General features: G+C 24.8%; 18 protein-coding genes. 2 read left to right on the top strand and 16 right to left on the bottom strand.

Annotated features, from left to right (window positions below):
• Positions 1 to 117: 117 nt before the first annotated feature.
• Complete coding sequence (locus CLOACE_RS01120; RefSeq protein WP_070109199.1) at positions 118 to 288, bottom strand: zinc-ribbon domain-containing protein; 171 nt, start codon at positions 286 to 288, stop codon at positions 118 to 120.
• A 260-nt stretch (positions 289 to 548) separates the two neighbouring features.
• Positions 549 to 1,640: a D-alanyl-D-alanine carboxypeptidase family protein gene (locus CLOACE_RS01115; protein WP_070109198.1), complete on the bottom strand. Its 1,092-nt coding sequence runs from the start codon at positions 1,638 to 1,640 to the stop codon at positions 549 to 551.
• A gap of 636 nt (positions 1,641 to 2,276) precedes the next feature.
• Here CLOACE_RS01115 and CLOACE_RS01110 point away from each other — a divergent pair.
• Both CLOACE_RS01110 and ytfJ read left to right on the top strand, forming a co-directional pair.
• Entirely contained in the window at positions 2,277 to 2,825 is a 549-nt protein-coding gene (locus CLOACE_RS01110) for a DUF2953 domain-containing protein (RefSeq protein ID WP_070109197.1), read from the top strand.
• A gap of 18 nt (positions 2,826 to 2,843) precedes the next feature.
• Positions 2,844 to 3,332, top strand: coding sequence for a GerW family sporulation protein (gene ytfJ, locus CLOACE_RS01105; protein WP_070109196.1), 489 nt, complete (start codon positions 2,844 to 2,846; stop codon positions 3,330 to 3,332).
• A 277-nt stretch (positions 3,333 to 3,609) separates the two neighbouring features.
• On the opposite strand, the gene scpB is transcribed toward ytfJ, so the two are convergent.
• The 14 genes from scpB to CLOACE_RS01030 all read right to left on the bottom strand — a co-directional run bounded on the left by scpB (position 3,610) and on the right by CLOACE_RS01030 (position 19,403).
• The gene (gene scpB / locus CLOACE_RS01100; protein ID WP_070109195.1) at positions 3,610 to 4,182 is read right to left on the bottom strand and encodes an SMC-Scp complex subunit ScpB; all 573 of its coding nucleotides are present in this window, start codon (positions 4,180 to 4,182) and stop codon (positions 3,610 to 3,612) included.
• Between the two features lie 2 nt (positions 4,183 to 4,184).
• The gene (locus CLOACE_RS01095) at positions 4,185 to 4,928 is read right to left on the bottom strand and encodes a segregation/condensation protein A (RefSeq protein ID WP_070109194.1); all 744 of its coding nucleotides are present in this window, start codon (positions 4,926 to 4,928) and stop codon (positions 4,185 to 4,187) included.
• Positions 4,925 to 6,100 (bottom strand): tRNA nucleotidyltransferase/poly(A) polymerase family protein, encoded by a 1,176-nt coding sequence (locus CLOACE_RS01090; RefSeq protein WP_070109193.1) that lies wholly within the window; start codon positions 6,098 to 6,100, stop codon positions 4,925 to 4,927. The genes CLOACE_RS01095 and CLOACE_RS01090 overlap by 4 nt, the downstream gene beginning before the upstream one ends.
• Positions 6,101 to 6,569: 469 nt before the next feature.
• On the bottom strand, positions 6,570 to 7,793 hold the full coding sequence (locus CLOACE_RS01085; RefSeq protein ID WP_070109192.1) for a D-alanyl-D-alanine carboxypeptidase family protein: 1,224 nt from the start codon (positions 7,791 to 7,793) through the stop codon (positions 6,570 to 6,572).
• A 568-nt stretch (positions 7,794 to 8,361) separates the two neighbouring features.
• The gene (locus tag CLOACE_RS01080) at positions 8,362 to 9,666 is read right to left on the bottom strand and encodes a pyrimidine-nucleoside phosphorylase (RefSeq protein WP_070109191.1); all 1,305 of its coding nucleotides are present in this window, start codon (positions 9,664 to 9,666) and stop codon (positions 8,362 to 8,364) included.
• Positions 9,667 to 9,751: 85 nt separating this feature from the next.
• The gene (locus CLOACE_RS01075) at positions 9,752 to 10,567 is read right to left on the bottom strand and encodes a purine-nucleoside phosphorylase (RefSeq protein WP_070109190.1); all 816 of its coding nucleotides are present in this window, start codon (positions 10,565 to 10,567) and stop codon (positions 9,752 to 9,754) included.
• A 43-nt stretch (positions 10,568 to 10,610) separates the two neighbouring features.
• Positions 10,611 to 11,783 carry a phosphopentomutase gene (locus CLOACE_RS01070; protein ID WP_070109189.1) on the bottom strand — a complete coding sequence of 391 codons (1,173 nt, stop codon included), beginning with the start codon at positions 11,781 to 11,783 and terminating at the stop codon, positions 10,611 to 10,613.
• Positions 11,784 to 11,818: 35 nt separating this feature from the next.
• Positions 11,819 to 12,697, bottom strand: coding sequence for a site-specific tyrosine recombinase XerD (xerD, locus tag CLOACE_RS01065; RefSeq protein WP_070109188.1), 879 nt, complete (start codon positions 12,695 to 12,697; stop codon positions 11,819 to 11,821).
• 269 nt (positions 12,698 to 12,966) lie between these two features.
• Complete coding sequence (spoIIM, locus tag CLOACE_RS01055) at positions 12,967 to 13,593, bottom strand: stage II sporulation protein M (RefSeq protein WP_070109186.1); 627 nt, start codon at positions 13,591 to 13,593, stop codon at positions 12,967 to 12,969.
• Positions 13,594 to 13,809: 216 nt separating this feature from the next.
• Complete coding sequence (gene spo0A / locus CLOACE_RS01050) at positions 13,810 to 14,634, bottom strand: sporulation transcription factor Spo0A (protein WP_070109185.1); 825 nt, start codon at positions 14,632 to 14,634, stop codon at positions 13,810 to 13,812.
• 228 nt (positions 14,635 to 14,862) lie between these two features.
• On the bottom strand, positions 14,863 to 16,101 hold the full coding sequence (spoIVB, locus tag CLOACE_RS01045) for a SpoIVB peptidase (protein ID WP_070109184.1): 1,239 nt from the start codon (positions 16,099 to 16,101) through the stop codon (positions 14,863 to 14,865).
• A gap of 283 nt (positions 16,102 to 16,384) precedes the next feature.
• Positions 16,385 to 18,085, bottom strand: coding sequence for a DNA repair protein RecN (gene recN / locus CLOACE_RS01040; protein ID WP_070109183.1), 1,701 nt, complete (start codon positions 18,083 to 18,085; stop codon positions 16,385 to 16,387).
• A gap of 11 nt (positions 18,086 to 18,096) precedes the next feature.
• On the bottom strand, positions 18,097 to 18,549 hold the full coding sequence (locus CLOACE_RS01035) for an arginine repressor (RefSeq protein ID WP_070109182.1): 453 nt from the start codon (positions 18,547 to 18,549) through the stop codon (positions 18,097 to 18,099).
• Complete coding sequence (locus tag CLOACE_RS01030; RefSeq protein ID WP_070109181.1) at positions 18,549 to 19,403, bottom strand: NAD(+)/NADH kinase; 855 nt, start codon at positions 19,401 to 19,403, stop codon at positions 18,549 to 18,551. The genes CLOACE_RS01035 and CLOACE_RS01030 overlap by 1 nt, the downstream gene beginning before the upstream one ends.
• Between the last annotated feature and the right edge of the window lies 1 nt (position 19,404).

The following is a 19,404-nucleotide window of genomic DNA, read 5'->3' as shown; positions in this document are numbered from 1 at the left end:
AATATTTAAAAAAATAGCCACATTATCCTTGGTGATAATGTAGCTACTTTTAGCTATTTTTATATCAAAAAGGGCTATTGCCCATGCAATAGCCGTTGAAAAGAATTAAATATTCTTTTATCTTCTGAAACCTCTATTATTGTTTCTTTCTTGCTTTCTTTTTCTTCTGCAATCTGGGCATCTAACAGGCTCATTTTCGAATCCTTTTTCTTTATAGAATTCTTGTTCTCCTTCGCTGAAGATAAATTCTTTTCCACAATCTTTACATACTATTTTCTTATCTGGCATCTGTACATAACTCCTTTTTTAAAAAAAATTTAGTAACTTAACAACTAAAATAACTAATAAGTATACATCATAAATCAAACTTTTTAGCTATTAAATTCCTCATTACTTGGAAAGTATATCATAGTGGATGAAATTATGCAATATTTTTTTGTTAAATTATTTACTAAATTCAAATAAAATATTAATTTCATATTTGCATAACTATTAATAATTATATTAAATATTATTTACAAATTATTTATAATTTATAATTTTTATTTTTAGCTAAATATATTAATTTTTTTAAAAAATATTTTTGTTTTTATTGAATTTGCAGCATTTAATTTATTACTATATATTTTCTTATGGTTACAATATATATTTATCATACCTATTTTATCATTTTTATTTACACTAAAATCAATGCTTTTTGGTTTGTTTATTTCTACTTTATATTCATTTTTACTACTTACAGGAATAATTACATCTTCATTACATTTAATATTTAAAGTCTGTTTTCCTAAATTCACTTTATCTATTATTTCTTCTTTTGAAAAAAATTTTTTATATTCATAATTTTTTAATACATAATCATAAATTTTTTTAGTTTCTTTCCACCTAGGAGTGGAATTTAAAACTACTATTATTATATCTCTTCCATTATGATTAATAGAAGATACAAGGCATTTTCCTGCTTTTCCTGTATATCCTGTTTTTACTCCATTAGATTCTGGTATCTGCCACAATATTTTATTTATGTTGTGATAACTTCTTGTAAATCCATAAGAATCTCCATCTACATCTTTTGCACTTACTATTTCATTAAATAATATATTTTCCTTTGCTTTAGCAGTAGCCACAGCTAAATCATAGGCAGTAGAATAATGATTTTCACTATCTAATCCATGAGGAGATTCAAAGTGACTATTTAAAATTCCTATACTTATAGCATACTCATTCATTATTTTCATAAATTCATCTACACTACCACTAATTCCTTCTGCTAAAGCTATAGCAGCATCATTTCCCGACCTTAACATAAGTCCATATAGAAGTTCTTTTATAGTTATTTTTTCACCTTTTTTATAGCCTGCTGTAGAACCTCTCACAGAAGATGCTTTTGATGAAATTTCTACTTTTTTATCCAAATCTCCATATTTTATTGCTACTAATGCTGTCATTATTTTAGTGGTACTAGCCATTGGCACAATCATATCTGAATTTTTTTCGTAAAGAGGTATTAAAGTATTAGCATCTAAAGCTATAGCACATTTAGCATCTACATTTAAATCATTTTTTGCAAAAGCAATTGTGTTAAAGGATAAAATAAATACTGTTAAAAAACATATTATTCCAAAGAATTTTTTCTTCACATTTACACCCCATTTAATTATAAAACTTATATTATTATTTATAGTTTCAAATTTATTATTCCATATTTAATATAAATTATTAGTGCAATTACTTATTTTGGGGAACATTAATATAAAATAGCAATGAAAATAACTAAAAATAATTTATATAAAAATAATAAGGCAGCCTCATAAAGGTAGTTTGTAAATAATTAGAATGAATTTTAGACACTCTTAGAATAAAAAATAAAAAAACTCCGTAATTCATCACAGGACGTGATGAGCCAATTTCCGCCCCAAGGACGGGGCATAAATTGGGTAGGAGTTTTTTTATTTTTTATTCTTAGAGTGTCTTAATGAAATGACTTATTTACAAACTACCTTTATGAGGCTGCCTTATTATTTTTATACAAATTATTTTTAGTTATTTTCATTGCTATTTTATATTAATGTTCCCCAAAATAAGTAATTTAACCAAACTCTAGATTTTAATATTACATTTTAATATTATATTTTAATATTATATTTTAATATTATATTTTAATATTATATTTTAATATAATGTTATATTCTAATATAATATTATATTTAGAATTTAATATTATATTTAAGAAAAAAATGGGTATACTATAAATGTTAAATTCTATGGAGGTTACTATGTACTTATTTATAGTGGTACTTTTTTTTATACTTTTTATTCCCTTTCCCATTAAAATTTGTTTTTATTATAATAATGGAAAAATAAATGTTTTTTTATATAAAATAAATTTAAGTAATAATATTAATAAAAAATATAATATAAAAAAAGAAGGTAAAAAAGAATATGATAATAAAGAAAAAGTTTCTTATGTGTATTTAAAAAATACTTATGGAAGTATTTATAAAATTTTTCAAAGCCTTAAATTTAAACCTAAATTAAGCTTTCATATTAGTTTATATTATGGTTTAGGTGATGCTGCTCATACTGCTATATTTTATGGAATATTAAACTCTCTTTATACTGTTATTTATAAAACAATAGATAATTTTTTTAATATTAAACATATTGCCTTTAAAGTAAAACCTAATTTGGAAAATAAAGTTTTAAAAGTTAATATAACTAGTATATTTTATATAAATTTAGCAAAACTTATATATATGCTTATTATATTTTTTATTAAATCACATAAAAATAAAAGTGTGAATTATTCAAAGTCACATAATTAATATAAAGGAGGGCATAAAATGGAAAATCATCCTATTGATAATTTAATAAAGAACACTATGGAAAATTTAAAAGAAATGATAGATGTTAATACTATTGTAGGTAATTCCATACAAACCAATGACGGAAGTTTAATAATTCCTATATCTAAAGTGTCCTTTGGATTTGCTTCAGGAGGAAGTGAATTTGATGGTAATATTCAAAATCCTCCTAATATGAAATATCCTTTTGGAGGAGGTTCTGGAGCTGGAGTAACAGTAAAACCTGTAGCTTTTATAGTTATAAAAGATGGTTCTGTAAGAGTTTTATCTTTGGACCACACTAATACTTACGATAAATTAGTAGACTCTGTTCCTCAAATACTAGATATACTAAAAGATATGAAGAAAGAAAAAAAAGATAATAAAAATAAAGAAAATAATAAAGACAATAAAAGCAAATGCAATGATGATGTTTTTAGCCAGCAAGATACTGCTTTTTATGCTTGCGATAACGAAATAAGGGACTAAATATTTTTACCATATAGCTATAAGACTCCTACTTCTTAGCGTAGAGTAAGTGGAAATAGCTCACAGAAGAAAAAATAAAAAAACTCCGTATTTTATTTTATTGCAGGACGTAATAAGCCAATTTTAGCACCAAGAACGGTGCATAAATCGGATAGGAGTTTTTTTATTTTTTATTTTTAAAGTATATTAATGAAATTATTTATTTACAAACTCACTTTATGACTACATTATTATTTTAAATCATTTTTTATTCAAAAACCTGCATATTTTAAAAATCTTATTCACTTTTTTCTTGTAAAAAACTATCTAAGCTAGGTAATGACTCTATGCTTTCCAATCCAAAATATTTTAAAAATTCATTAGTTGTTCTATAAAGTATGGGTCTTCCTATTACATTTTTTCTTCCACATTCTTCTATCAACTCTTTTTCTAAAAGATTGTTTAATGCCTTTTCACTTTTTACCCCTCTTATATCATCTATTTCTACTCTTGTTATAGGTTGTCTATATACTATTATAGCTAAAGTTTCTAAAGAAGCCTGTGATAGAGATTGTCTTGTATTGGTTTTTAATAGTTTTTCAATGTATTTACTATTTTTAGGTTTTGTCACTAATTGATATTTATTATTGGTTTTTACTAACTTTATACCTCTACTTTCTTCATTGTACTTTTTTGCCATTTCTTTTATAATTTCTTCTGTTGAATTCACTTCTAATTCTATAATGCTGGCAATATCTTTTAAACTTAAAGATTCTCCCGTTACAAATAATAAAGATTCTATTATAGAAAAATACATTTCTTTTAGGGACGTTTCTTCTATTTCTATTTGTTTCATATTTATACTTTTCATAGTTACATCCTTTCTAAGTATATTTCTTTAAATTTATCTTCTTGTAATATTTTAATTTCTCTTAGCTTTGCCATTTCTAAAATAGCTAAGAATGTAACAATTATTTCTATTTTAAAAGAACAATTTCTTATTAATGTTGAAAAAGTTTTTAAATTTTCTTCTTTTAAGATTGTTCTTATTTCTTGAATTTTATCTTCTATTTTAAATTTATCTATAAACACATTTTTTTCTAGTAAAGAAGATTTTTCATTTATTTTATTTTTATAGGTATTAATTAATTTATTATATATATCATATAATTTTAATAAATCTATATTTTTAAATAATTCTTCTAAATTTACTTTATCCTCTTTTATTTCTATAATTTCAGGTTTTTTGTGAAACATTATTCCCACAAATTTTTCTTTTTCTTTAAAAATTTCTGCTACTTTTTTAAATTTTTTATACTCTAAAAGTTTATTTACTAATTGCTCTCTTGGATCTTCTTCTTCTTTTTCTTCTTGCTCTTCTAATTTAGGTTTAGGAATAAGCATTTTTGACTTTATCTCTAAAAGCGAAGAAGCCATAACTATAAATTCAGATGTTACTTCTAAATCCATACTTTTCATTTGTTGTAAGTATATTATATATTGATTAGTAATTTCTGAAATTTGAATGTGATATATATCCATTTTATTTTTCTTTATAAGGTGTAAAAGTAAATCAAAAGGTCCTTCAAAATTATGAATTTTTATATTTAAAGTCATTTAAAATCTCTCCTATAATACTGTTTAAGTATTATTTTTTCTATATCTAAATCTGTATTTAATTTTACTTTAAGTAAATTTTCTAATATACTACCTATAGTTTTTCCTGGCTTTATACCAATTTTTATTAAATCTTTACCATTTACACTTAATTTTACATTATGTAAATTTCTATAATAATTAATTATTTTATATTTAATATAATGATTAAAGGAAAGTAATACTAATTCATCATAATTAATATTTTTCAGTACTTGATATATTTTATAATTATTTATGGTATTTGACAATAATTTTATTATGCTATGTTTATTTTCATTATAATGTTTTAATGAATTTTTCATATTTTTATCTAAAATAGAGTTGTTTATAAATATATCTATATGCTTTATATTATCTATGCTAAAAAATAAATTTAAAAATCTAATTTTTATATTTTCATAATTGCTTAAAATATTATTTATAAATAATTTATCTTTATTTAATTTAAGAATATTGTATTCACATAGGTTTATTAAATTTTTTCTCCAATTTTCTTCTTGGCATAAAGAATATATTTCTTTTATAATTCTATCATTACTTACAGTATTTAATATGTTTTTTTTAATACAATTTTCAATTTCATGTATATCCTCTATTTTAAAAGAATACCTATTACTGTACTTTATTGCTCTAAATATTCTAGTACAATCTTCTTCATAGCTATTTTTATGTATTTTTTTTATTTTTTTATTTTTCAAATCTTCTAACCCATTAAAAAAATCTATTATTTTTTCTTCTATTAAATCATAAGCTAATGCATTTACTGTAAAGTCTCTTCTATATAAATCATCATATATGTTAGATGGGGTTACACAAGGAAGATCACCATTAAATTTATATTCTTCTTTTCTACATCTAATTAAGTCCACTGATACTTTATTTTTAAATACTACATTAGCAGTATGAAAATTGCTATAATATTCAAATTTATCTACTTCTTTTAATAAATTAATTATAATCATAGGTTCTTCTTCTATACAAATATCAATATCTCTTATGTCTTTACTTAATAAGCTATCTCTAACTGCTCCCCCTACTAAATAAGCCTTTATGTTATTTCTATTGCATATATTTTTTATAATATTTAATACTTTTATTTGTTCTTCATTAAAGTTTTTTAAAATATTCATATATATACCTCTTTTGCATACTTAATTAATACTATTATACTACAATTTTTTTAGTTAATAATTTAGATTTTATTTATGTAAAAAAGATTGAGATAATTTGCAGAGAAAAAATAATTAAAAATAATATTAATAAAAATAACAATACCAGCATCATAAATAGAGTTTGTAAATAATTAGAATGAATTTTAGACAATCTTGGAAGAAAAAATAAAAAAACTCCGTAATTCATCACAGGACGTGATGAGCCAATTTCCGCCCCAAGGACGGGGCATAAATTGGGTAGGAGTTTTTTTGTTTTTTCTTCTTAGATTGTCTTAATGAAATGACTTATTTACAAACTCTATTTATGATGCTGGTATTGTTATTTTTATTAATATTATTTTTAATTATTTTTTCTCTGCAAATTATTTCAATCTTTTTTACATAAATAAAATCTAAATTATTAACTAAAATTGCATAGCAATTTTTATTATACAGCTTTATCTAGTATATTTTTAAAATTAGATTTTAAATTTTCAAATACACCTGGTTTTTTTAAATCTCTATCGCAATAAATTTTTACTTTTCCTACACATTCTCCATTTATATAAAACTCACAATGACCTACAATATCACCTTTTTTATACTGTTTTTTATCCATTTTTAGTACTGGTTTTTTAACAATATTGTTTTCATTTCCTTTTTCTATTACTATGTTTACATCTTCTTTTGATTTAGCTATAAATTCCTTTTTACCCTTTTTGTCTAATGTTATCTTTTCTATTGGTTTATCTTTAAAAGCTACTTTTTTATTTTCAAATTTTGAAAAGCCATAATTTAAAAGCATACTGGCTTCTTTATTTCTTATTTTATAAGTAGAAGATCCCATTACTACAGCTAACATTCTTACATTATTTCTAATAGCAGTAGCTGATATGCAGTATTTAGCTTCATTAGTAAATCCAGTTTTTAAACCATCACAACCTTTAAAAAATCTAACTAGTTTATTATGGTTAACAAGTCCTATAGGGGTTTTTCTTCCTTCTTCTATGGTTTCCATATAAGTTCCTGTATATTTTAGTATTTTAGGATGCTTTAAAAGTTCTCTAGACATAATACTTACATCATAAGCAGTAGTTATATGTCCATCCTCTGGCAATCCAGTACAGTTTTTAAAAGTAGTATTTTTCATTCCTAATTCTTTAGCTCTTTTGTTCATTATTTCTACAAAAGCTTCTTCACTTCCAGCTATGTATTCTGCCATAGCTACAGCAGCATCATTTCCTGAAGCAATAGCAATGCCTTTTAATATTTCTTCTACATTTCTTATTTCCCCTGTATCTAAAAGCATAGTGCTTCCACCCATTTTTTTTGCATTTTCGCTGGCAGTTATTTTATCACTTAATTTCATTTTACCTGCATTTATTTTTTCCATAGCTATAAGCATAGTCATTATTTTAGTTACAGAAGCTGGTGCTAATTTTTCATGGGGATTTTTTTCGTATACTATTTTTCCTGTAATAGGTTCTACAAGTAATGCAGATTTAGCTTCTAATTTTAAGCTATCTGAATTCTCCTTTGCTTCTTCCAAATCTTCAGTTTTATTGCTATAGTTTTTTAACTCAGGTGTTTGTGCATTTACAGATGTAACAAATATTTGTGTAATGAATAAAGTTAGTATTAATATAGTAAATATTCTTTTTTTATTTTTCATTTAAAGTTCCTCCCTTCAATTCTATTTTTTCCAAAGAACTTAAATATTATCACTAAATACACTTTGTAATTTATGTTAAAAATAATTCATTATATTCCCACAAAACAACAATACCAAATATTAACATTAGTTAAAATAATTTTTTCCAATAAAGATAGTGTGAATTTCAGAGAAAACAGAATTAAAAATAATACGGATAAAAATAGTAAGACAATAGCATAAATAAAATTTGTAAATAAGTCATTTCATTAAGACAATCTAAGAAGAAAAAATAAAAAAACTCCTACCCAATTTATGCCCCGTCCTTGGGGCGGAAATTGGCTCATCACGTCCTGTGATGAATTACGGAGTTTTTTTATTTTTTCTTCTAAGAATGTCTAAAATTCATTCAAATTATTTACAAATTTTATTTATGCTATTGTCTTACTATTTTTATCCGTATTATTTTTAATTCTGTTTTCTCTGAAATTATCTCAATTTAAAGTTTTTCGTAATGCAATGGAGAAAAATTCTCCAAAACTCTTAACTCTTCCATATTAACTCTCAACTAAAAAAGTTCCAATGCCCATTATTTTATAACTTCATAAATTAAAGGAATTTCTTTTTTATAGTTTTCACCTATTATGTAATTTTCTAATATATCTTTTTCTGCCTTTTGAGCTTTTACTTCATCGTTTGCATATATGTAAGCTAATATATCTCCTTTGCAAACTTTGTCCCCTCTTTTTTTATTTAGCACTATACCTACAGATAAGTCTATAGTGCCCCCTTTTACTGATCTACCTGAACCTAATTCCATAGCTATTACTCCCATGTTTTCTGCATTGATTTCAAATACATATCCTTCTTGTTGAGATTTTACTATTTTTACATATTTAGCTTTAGGAAACTTAGTTACATCATCTACATAGGAGGCATCTCCACATTGCATAGTTATAAATTCTTTGAGCTTTCTTAGTGCTGAACCATTTATTATAGTTTGTTTTAGCATTTTTCTAGCTTCTTCTAAAGTACCAGCTTTTTTACCTAATACTACCATATTACTTCCTAATTCCAAGCATAATTCTAATAAGTCACTAGGACCTCTTCCTTTTAAAGTTTCTATTGCTTCTTTAAATTCTAATGTATTTCCAATAGCATATCCTAAAGGCTCATTCATGTCAGATATTATTGCTACTGTTTTTTTGCCTAAACTATTGCCTATGTTTACCATTTGTAATGCTAATTCTCTAGCAGATACTAAATCTTTCATAAAGGCTCCCTGTCCTACTTTAACATCAAGTACAATGGCATCACAGCCTGCTGCTAGTTTTTTGCTCATTATACTTGAAGCTATAAGAGATGTGTTTTCTACTGTGGCTGTTACATCTCTTAGTGCATATAATTTTTTATCTGCTGGTGCTAAGTTTCCTGTTTGGCTTACTACTGCCATTTTTATGTTGTTTACATTTTCTATAAGTTTTTCTTTTGTAAGTTCTACTGAAAATCCTTTAATAGATTCTAGTTTATCAATAGTACCTCCTGTATGTCCTAAACCTCTTCCTGACATTTTAACTATAGGTATACCTAGTGCCGCTACCATAGGAGCTAATACTAGTGTAGTAGTATCTCCTACTCCACCAGTGCTGTGTTTATCTACCTTTATTCCTTGTATTTTTGATAAATCTAAAATTTCACCTGAATTAAGCATTGCCTTAGTTAAATCTACTGTTTCTCTATTATTCATTTTTTTAAAATATATTGCCATTAACAAAGCAGAAGCCTGATAATCTGGTATTATACCTTTTGTATAATTATCTATAAAAAAGTTTATTTCTTCTGTAGATAGCTCTTTGCCATTTCTTTTTTTTAAAATTATGTCATACATTCTCATAATAGTTCACTTTATAAACACATATCTATAAAGCATTTCACCTCCTATACACTTAATTTATTTCATTACTTAGATAATAATATATTTAAATTTTCTTTATAATATTGCTTATTAATAAAGCAAATTTACCCTTTACTTTATTAGATGTTTCTATTACTTCTTTGTGATTTAAAGGTTTATCTAATATTCCTGCTGCCATATTAGTTATACAAGATATACCTAAAACTTTTATTCCACAGTGATTTGCAGCTATAACCTCTGGCACAGTAGACATACCTACTGCATCTCCTCCTAGTATTCTTACCATATTTATTTCTGCTGGAGTTTCATAAGTAGGACCTGTCATCATTGTATATACTCCCTTTTGTATTTTAATTTTATTTTCTATTGCCACATATTCTGCTAATTTAATTAATTCATTACTATAAGATTGTGACATATCTGGAAAACGTGGTCCTAATTCATCACAATTTTTTCCTATTAAAGGATTATTAAAAGATAAATTTATATGGTCTTTTATTATCATTAAATCTCCAGGAGTATAATTTTTATTTACTCCTCCTGCTGCATTAGTTACTATGATATTTTTTATTCCTAAATATTTCATTATATAAATAGGCATTACTACATCTTTCATTTTATTTCCTTCGTAATAATGAAATCTACCTTGCATCATCACTACTTTTTTGCCATTAAAAATTCCTAATACCAATTGACCTGCATGACCTTTTACTGTGGATACAGGCATATTGGGAATTTCTTCATATTTTATTATGGTTTTTTCTTCTACTTTATCAGCTAATTCTCCTAATCCTGAGCCTAATATAATACCTACTTCTGGAGAATAACTTATTTTTTGTTTTATGTAATTTACACTTTCTATTATTTTGTTAATATCCATATTAAAGTTACTTAAAAAGTAACTTTTCACCTGCCTTTCTATGCTATTTAACTATATCTTTAGCAAAACTTTCTCCAAATAAATTATTTTTAACACTTAATAAATCCAATACTGTTTTTCCTATATCACAATAGCATTTTCTAGTTCCTATGTTTACTCCTGATTTAATATTTTCACCATATACAAGTACTGGTACATATTCTCTAGAATGGTCTGTACTTGGTGTAGTAGGATCGCAGCCGTGGTCTGCTGTAAGTATAATCACATCTTCTTTTTCCATTTCATTTATTATTTCTGGCAATCTATTGTCAAATTCTATTAAGGCATTAGCATAGCCTTCCACATTATTTCTGTGACCATATAACATATCAAAATCCACTAAATTAGTAAATATCAATCCTTTTTTATTGGTTTTCATATACTCTAATGTTTTATCTACACCATCCATATTGTTATCTATATGCACTGCATCAGTTATACCTTTGCCATTATATATGTCATTAATTTTACCTACTGCCATAACGTTACTGCCACTTTCTTTTATATAATCCAGCATAGTTTTTCCAAAAGGATCTAATGCAAAATCTTTTCTATTAGAAGTTCTTGTATAATCACCCTTTTCACCTATAAAAGGTCTTGCAATTATTCTACCTACTGTTCTATCTCCTGTAAGCATTTTTCTAGCTATTTTACACATATTATAAAGTTCTTCTAATTTTATTACTTCTTCATGAGCTGCTATTTGAAATACGCTATCTGCAGAAGTATACACTATAGGGTATCCTGTTTTTATATGCTCATTGCCTAATTCTTTTATTATTTCTGTTCCTGAAGCTACTTTGTTTCCTAAAATATTCCTTCCTATTTTATTTTTAAATTCATCTATTATATCTTTAGGAAAGCCTTTAGGATAAGTTTTAAGAGATTTTTTTAATACTAATCCAGCTATTTCCCAGTGACCTGTTACTGTATCTTTTCCTTTAGACATTTCTGCACATTTTCCAAAAGCTCCTGTAACATTATTTTGTTTTTTTATTTCTTTTACTCCATTTATATGTCCTAATCCTATACTTTCCATATTAGGCAAACTTAATCCTCCTAATTTTCTTGATATATTTTCTAGAGTATTGCTGCCTTCATCGCCATATTCCGTTGCATCTGGTAGTTCTCCTATACCAACACTATCTAAAATAATTAATATAACTCTATTTATCATATATATAATTTCTCCTTCCTATAGATAAAATTAATTCAGGCTCTAGGGTGGGCTTTTTTATAAACTTCTGCTATTTTACTTTTTTTAGTTATCATTGAATATATTTGTGTGGCAGACATATTGCTATGACCTAAAAGCTCCTGTACGGATTTCATGTCTGCTCCATTTTGCAATAAATGAACTGCAAAGGAATGCCTAAGTGTAAATGCATCTACTGATTTTTTTATTCCTGCTTCTTTTGTATATCTTTTTACTATTTTCCAAAAACCTTGTCTTGTCATTTTAGTTCCTTTTAAGTTTAAAAATAAATAATCTAAATTATATCTATTTAAATCTGGTCTTACTTTTAGATATTCTTCTAAGCAATTTACTGCATAAGAACCTATAGGTATAATTCTTTCTTTATTTTTAGAACCTCTGCATTTTATATAAGATAATTTTAAGCTTATATCATATATAGTTAAATTTAAAAGCTCTGTTACTTTTACTCCTGAAGCATACATAACTTCTAACATTGATTTATCTCTTATACCCTTTAAAGTTTTTCCATCTGGTGCAGATAATAGTGAATTTACTTCATCTACTGTTAATATTTGAGGAATATTTCTTTTAATTTTAGGAATTTCATAATACAACAAAGGGTTTTCTTTTATTATAGAATTTTTTGATAAATATTTATAAAATTTTCTTATAGATATAATATTTCTAGCTATAGAAGAACTGGCTCTCTTATTTTGATGTAAATATTGAACATATGCCATAATTGTAACATTATCTACTTCTGTTATTTTTTCTTTTCTTTCCTTTACAAATTTACTAAATCTATTTATATCTCTAATGTATGCATCTAAAGTATTTTTACTAAAGTTTTTACTTTTTAAATCTGTTATATACCTTTCAACTAATTCATCCATATTAATTCTCCTAATTTTAAAATTATAATGATAAAAATTGCTTAAAAATATAAATATAATTATAAATGAAGTTTATATTTCTATTAATTACATTATATACAAAAATACTATTTTTATAAATATTTGTATTGTTTATTAATTTATATAATGCATAATCTATAATTTTAGGCAAAAATAGTCCTAATAATAAAAACACAGCAAAGCACTTTATAATAGTTATATTAAATTCTATTACTTCTTGTTTATTAATCAAAAATGCCACCTCTACTCTAAATTATGATTTTTATCATACCTGGAGTAACATATGCTTCTACAAAAAATCCTAAAAACATAAATAAAGATAAAAATATAAAAGTAAAAGAATATCCTAACATTCTATTCCATACATTTATTTTCATTTTATTATTTATTTTATTTTTTAAAATTTCCAATGAAAATTCCATAGATAAAACGCACATTAAAATTATACAAGGTATATACACCATATTTTGAGGCACTATTCCAAACATTACTACCCAAATACCTTTTATGCCTAGAGAATTTATTATAAAGCTAATGGTAAAACCTATTGTGAATCCCTTTATTAAGCTTATTATTAGCACAATAGGTATACCTATCATTGTAAGACCTAAAAACCATATAGCTAATATAATAGGTATATTATTTTTTAATGTTTGTATAAAAACCAATCTTACGTCTATATTATTAGAAGTTACATTTTTAGTAAAACTTTTTAAGTAATTTAATAAATCACTATTTTCAAAACTACCCATATATTTTACTGTATAAATACCTAATACTATGCCTATACATATACAAAATATATTAATTATATAAAGTAAAAAATTATTCCTAATATGTTCTCCTAAATTATTAAACAGTTTGTTTTCTAACATAATTTAGCCTCCTTAGTTAATCACTTTACTTATCTTTTAATATTTATGATTAACTTGAAGGTTATATGAAAAAATATTATTGAGTTTTTTTATATTATAAAATAAAAATAAGACCTACAATACACATATTTTAATATGTAAGGTCTTATTTTTATTTTTTTAAATAATATAATTTTGCATTTATTGGTTTGAAAATTAATTCATAAAATACACTATTTATTGTTGTTGTGCAACTTTATTCTTTAATCTTAACTTATCTGCTACCATAGCAATAAACTCAGAATTTGTTGGCTTACCTTTATCGTTATGTACAGTATAACCAAATATTCTATTTATTGTTTCTATTTGACCTCTTGACCAAGCTACTTCTATGGCATGTCTTATAGCTCTTTCTACTCTGCTAGATGTAGTATTGTATTTCTTAGCTATATTAGGATATAATTCCTTTGTTACTGCTGATAAAAGCTCCATATCGTTAACTACCATACTTATAGCTTCTCTTAAATACATATATCCTTTTATGTGAGCTGGTACACCTATTTCATGAATTATATTTGTAATTTCTGCTTCTAAATCTGTTATTTCATTATGATGATTGATTTCAATTGGACGATTTTCAAAGGATATAACGGATTTCTTTATAGGTTCGCTTCCAACTACACCATTGAACATTTGTCTTATTCTCTTAGTAAACACATCCATATCAAAAGGTTTTACTACGTAATAATCTGCACCTAAGTTTATAGCTCTTTGAGTAATTTTATCTTGTCCTACTGCTGATAATACTATAACTCTTGGCATAGGATTTGTATCTGTGCTATTCAATCTTTCTAAAACCCCAAGCCCATCAAGGTGAGGCATTATTATATCTAAAATAACTAAATCTGGTTTTTTTTCATCTATTAACTTTAAAGCCTCTACCCCATCTTTTGCAACTCCTGTTACTAATATGTCTTTTTGACTTAGTAGATAATCATTTAGAATATTGCAAAATTCCTTATTGTCATCTGCTATTACAATACTTATCTTCTTATTTTCCATATTAAAACTCCCCTTTTTTTATTATTTTGCCATATCTTAACAAATAAGTATTTCGACAAAAGTAATATAATTCCTTCTTTTATTCAAAAAAAATTTTTATAAATTTAAAATTAAACTACTTACATATTCATTATACAAAATTTTTTCATTTATTTCTATATATATATATAATATACAATATTATTATATAATATATTATATAATAATATTGCATATAATTTATATTTACTAATTTTCTAACATATTTCCATCCTTCAGCATCCACTCTATATATATTCCATACCCTATATCCGGTTTATTTATTAATACATGAGTAACTGCACCTATTAATTTATTATTTTGAATTATAGGACTTCCGCTCATTCCTTGTACTATGCCTCCTGTTTTATTTAACAATTCTTTATCTGTTATTTTAATAATCATGCTTTTAGGACCTGGTACATCTTGCTTTAACAATTTTTGTATTTCTATATTATATAATTTAGGTTCTTCCCCATTTATTGTAGTAAGTATTTTTGCTGGTCCTTCTTTAATTTCGTTTCTTAGTGCTATTTTTATAGGTTTTGTTTTAGAATTTCGTAAATTTAAATTACTTTTTCCAAAAATTCCACAATGTGTATTTTTATATATTTGACCTAATACAATATCTTCATCCAAAAATACTCCTTTTAATTCTCCAGGTTTTCCTTTTTCTCCTTTTCTAACAGATACTATGGAAGAAGAAACTATTTCTCCATAATTTATATTTAAAATTGTGCCTGTATCTAAATCTATTATAGGGTGACCTAATGCTGCAAAAGTTTTTGTTTTTTCATTATAAAAAGTCAATGTACCTACTCCAGCAGTAGAATCTCTAACCCAAAGTCCTATTTTGTATTTGTTATCTTCACTACTTTTTACTGGAACTATTTCTCGTTTTAAATTTTCACCACGTCGATTAAAAACTATTTCAATGTTTTTTCCATTAGAATTATTTATTTCTTGGCTTAGTTGTTCTGCTGTTTTTATATCCTTATTATTTACTTTTAATATGCTATCTCCAATTTGCACTCCTACCTGTGCTGCTGGGCTAGCTTTTTTGCCTTTTGCAGTTTCTATGTCAGATAAAGCTATTATTAAGACTCCTTTAGTATTAAGTTTTACTCCTATAGGCTGTCCTCCAGGGTAAACAGACATTTCAGAAGGTATAGATTCAACTGAAACAGATTTAATAGGCAACATGCCAAATAAAGTAACATGTGCATTTTTATTTCTATTTTTAATATTACTTTCACTAGCTTTAACATTATTTTTTAATATTTTATTTTCTTTGTTAATTATTTTTATTATAGGAGTAGATTTTATACTGTGTCCTTCTCTTACAAAAATAGTATTAGGTATACTATTTATTTTTGCAAAAATAAAAAACAAAAATATAGCTATAGGAGTTAAAATATAGCATATTTTTCTTTTTTTCATTTTTATCATGCTTTTACCTCCTATTTTTCATTTTTAAGTTTTTTATATATTTAAATTTGCACTTTTAATTCTTTAGCTTCATAATTAAGTTGCCCTTCTAAATAATTTATTATGCTATTATATTGTTTCATAAAAGTTAAAGGTTTTGCTATTAAACAAATAAATAGAAAATAAAAAAATTACTGCTAAAAATCATATAAATATAGTGTAGATAGTACTTAAGAGTAAAATTCACTTTTTAGTACCAATTTATAGTTATATAACTTTTAGCAGTAATTTTTTTATTTTCTATTTATTTGTTTAATATTTCACATTTTTTATTATTTGACATTATTATCATTTCTTTTGAATGTGCTATGGTTAATTTAGTAACTTCTGCTCCACCTATCATTCTTGCTATTTCATATTGTTTTTCTTTTTCATTTAAAGGCTTAACTTTTGTATATGTCTTTTTATTTTCTACTTCTTTTTCTATTAAATAATGATTATCAGAAATACAAGCTATTTGAGGTAAATGAGTAACACAAAATACTTGATGCCCCTTTGATACCTCATACATTTTTTCCGCTACACTTTGAGCCACTCTACCACTAATTCCTGTATCTATTTCGTCAAATATTACTGTTGGAATTTTATCTTTATCTACAAATACAGTTTTTAATGCTAACATTATTCTAGACAACTCTCCTCCTGAAACAATTTTTTCTAAAGGTTTAAGAGGTTCTCCAGGATTTGTAGATATATTAAACTGAACTTTATCCATACCTTTTTCATTTGGAATTTCTTCCAAATCCACAGATATTTTAAATGTGCTTTTTTCTAATCCTATGTAATTCAACTCTTTTTTAACTCTTTTTTCTAGTTCCTCTGCAGCTTTGCATCTATTATGATGAAGAATTAAAGCTTTTTCTTTAATTAATTTTATTATATTTTCTCTCTGTTTTTTCAATTCCTCTACTATAGCAACACTATTTAACATTTCATTGTATTCATTTTCGATTTTATCCCTGTATTTTAATATATCAATAATGGTTTTTCCATATTTCTTTTTTAGTCCATCTATAGCATATATTCTACTATTTATATATTCTAACTCATTACTATCATAATATACATTATCTTTTATATCTCTAATTTCTCTTATAGCTTCCTCTAAATTATAGTAAATAGATTGCAAAAATTTAGAAATTTCTTTTATTTTATCATAAGAATCTTCTATGGCATTTATATCTTTTATTATAATACCAATGCTATCGTATACGGAAGGTACATTTTGTTTTCCGTTATACAATATTTCATAAGCACTAGATAGTGTATTATTTATTTTTTCTGCATTTGATAAAACAGCAAACTTTTCTTCTAGCTCTTCATATTCTTTTTCTTTCAAATTTGCATTATTTATTTCATTTATTTGGTACTTTAGAAAATCTATAATCTTGTCTCTTTCTCCTTCTTTTCCCTGAATTTCTTCAATTTTCTTGTCAATATCATTCAATTTATTGTAAATTTCTCTATATTCTTTTAAAAAATTATGTAATCTTTTGTCAGCAAAATAATCTAAGTAAAGTATGTGATTTGATAAATTTAATAAATTTTGATTTTCATGTTGACCATGTATATCTACTAATGTTTCACTTATTAATTTTAAATTAGCAAGTAGTATTGACTTTCCATTAACTTTAGTAATAGTTTTTCCAGATTGAAAAGTTTCTCTACTTATTATTACCATATCTTCATATTCTATTTGCTGATTATCTAAAACTTCTTTTGTTTTTTTATTTTCTATAGTAAATATTGCTTCTACAAAAGTTTTTTTCTCTCCAGTTCTTATTAAATCTTTATTAAATTTGCTTCCTAATACATAATTTATAGCATCTATTAGTATGGATTTTCCTGCACCGGTTTCTCCTGATAATACATTAAATCCTTTGTCAAAAGATATGGTTAATTCTTCTATTAAAGCAAAGTTTTTTATATTTAGCTGAAGAAGCATATAAAAGCCTCCTAATCATTTAACATTCTTTTCATTTTGTTTGCAATTTCTATAGCTTTTTCCTCTCCTCTAGTCAATATAAATATTGTGTTATCTCCTGCAATAGTTCCAGCTATACCTTCAAAGTTTAATGAATCTATAGCTTCACCAGCTGCAGAGCCTGAACCAGATAAAGTTTTAACCACAACAAAATTATCAACATTTTCAACACTTATTACAGTTTGAGTAAAAATATTTACTAATTTATTAGATAAAAAACTTCCATTATGAGTAATATTAGCATATTTATATCTTCCATTATTAGATAAAACTTTTATTAACTTTAATTCTTTTATATCTCTAGATACAGTAGCTTGGGTAACATCCATTCCTGATTTTCTTAGTTCCTCTGCCAATTCTTCTTGAGTTTCAATATCTTTTGAATTTATAATTTCTAATATTTTTGCGTGTCTTGTTACCTTCATTATTTATCATCACCTTCACATTCTTTAGTCATAAATATTATTTTTTCTCTTAATATATTAAAATAATTTTCTTCTTTTAGTTTTATAAGTTTACATCTATATATAGATTGATTTACGTTTACTTCTTCAACATCTTTTAAAGAACCTATTTGTCTGCCGTCTATAGTTAAAAGAGTATCATTGTATTTTTTATTTACTTTTATTGATATTTTATCTTTAGAATTTAATATTATAGTTCTAGCTCCTAAAGAATGAGGACATATAGGTGTTATACATATAACATCTAAAGTAGGATATATTATAGGTCCTCCAGCAGATAAAGAATAAGCAGTAGAACCTGTAGGTGTGCTTATAATGGCTCCATCGCCGGTAAATGTAGAAAAAAATTTGTCATTTATATATATATCTGCTTTTACTATTCTTCCTGGAGTACTTTTTGATATAACTATATCATTTAAAGCTGTATGACTTTTTTCAAAATTATGGAGTTTATAGTTGCATTGAAGCATTAATCTTTCTTCTATAGTATATTGACCATTAAATAAATTTTCTAACACATTTTCAAATTCTGAAATTTTAATTTCTGCTAAAAATCCTAAATGACCAATATTTATGCCTAGTATAGGTATTTCATATTTAGCAAGCACCCTTTGAGAATTTAATATAGTTCCATCTCCACCTAATACTATAACAAAGTCTAAATTTTTTGTATATTCTTTTTCTAATCCTAGGGAATCCTTATAAGTTAAAATTTTCACATTTTTTATTTTTTTATGTATAATTTTTATTATAGACTCTAACAATTTTCCTTGTTTATCTTTGCTTGAGTTTACGTTTATTCCTATAGTTTTCATA

The sequence above is a fragment of the Clostridium acetireducens DSM 10703 genome, assembly GCF_001758365.1.
Lineage (GTDB): Bacteria > Bacillota > Clostridia > Clostridiales > Clostridiaceae > Clostridium_C > Clostridium_C acetireducens.
The sequence above is the reverse complement of the archived record's forward strand: the minus strand, read 5'-3'. Positions and strand labels throughout refer to the sequence as shown.

Coding starts and splice junctions, on each gene's coding strand:
- CLOACE_RS01120 (WP_070109199.1), bottom strand. CDS start 288: ATGCCAGATAAGAAAATAGTATGTAAAGATTGTGGAAAAGAATTTATC.
- CLOACE_RS01110 (WP_070109197.1), top strand. CDS start 2,277: ATGTACTTATTTATAGTGGTACTTTTTTTTATACTTTTTATTCCCTTT.
- ytfJ (WP_070109196.1), top strand. CDS start 2,844: ATGGAAAATCATCCTATTGATAATTTAATAAAGAACACTATGGAAAAT.
- scpB (WP_070109195.1), bottom strand. CDS start 4,182: ATGAAAAGTATAAATATGAAACAAATAGAAATAGAAGAAACGTCCCTA.
- CLOACE_RS01095 (WP_070109194.1), bottom strand. CDS start 4,928: ATGACTTTAAATATAAAAATTCATAATTTTGAAGGACCTTTTGATTTA.
- CLOACE_RS01090 (WP_070109193.1), bottom strand. CDS start 6,100: ATGAATATTTTAAAAAACTTTAATGAAGAACAAATAAAAGTATTAAAT.
- CLOACE_RS01085 (WP_070109192.1), bottom strand. CDS start 7,793: ATGAAAAATAAAAAAAGAATATTTACTATATTAATACTAACTTTATTC.
- CLOACE_RS01080 (WP_070109191.1), bottom strand. CDS start 9,666: ATGAGAATGTATGACATAATTTTAAAAAAAAGAAATGGCAAAGAGCTA.
- CLOACE_RS01075 (WP_070109190.1), bottom strand. CDS start 10,567: ATGGATATTAACAAAATAATAGAAAGTGTAAATTACATAAAACAAAAA.
- CLOACE_RS01070 (WP_070109189.1), bottom strand. CDS start 11,783: ATGATAAATAGAGTTATATTAATTATTTTAGATAGTGTTGGTATAGGA.
- xerD (WP_070109188.1), bottom strand. CDS start 12,697: ATGGATGAATTAGTTGAAAGGTATATAACAGATTTAAAAAGTAAAAAC.
- spoIIM (WP_070109186.1), bottom strand. CDS start 13,593: ATGTTAGAAAACAAACTGTTTAATAATTTAGGAGAACATATTAGGAAT.
- spo0A (WP_070109185.1), bottom strand. CDS start 14,634: ATGGAAAATAAGAAGATAAGTATTGTAATAGCAGATGACAATAAGGAA.
- spoIVB (WP_070109184.1), bottom strand. CDS start 16,101: ATGATAAAAATGAAAAAAAGAAAAATATGCTATATTTTAACTCCTATA.
- recN (WP_070109183.1), bottom strand. CDS start 18,085: ATGCTTCTTCAGCTAAATATAAAAAACTTTGCTTTAATAGAAGAATTA.
- CLOACE_RS01035 (WP_070109182.1), bottom strand. CDS start 18,549: ATGAAGGTAACAAGACACGCAAAAATATTAGAAATTATAAATTCAAAA.
- CLOACE_RS01030 (WP_070109181.1), bottom strand. CDS start 19,403: ATGAAAACTATAGGAATAAACGTAAACTCAAGCAAAGATAAACAAGGA.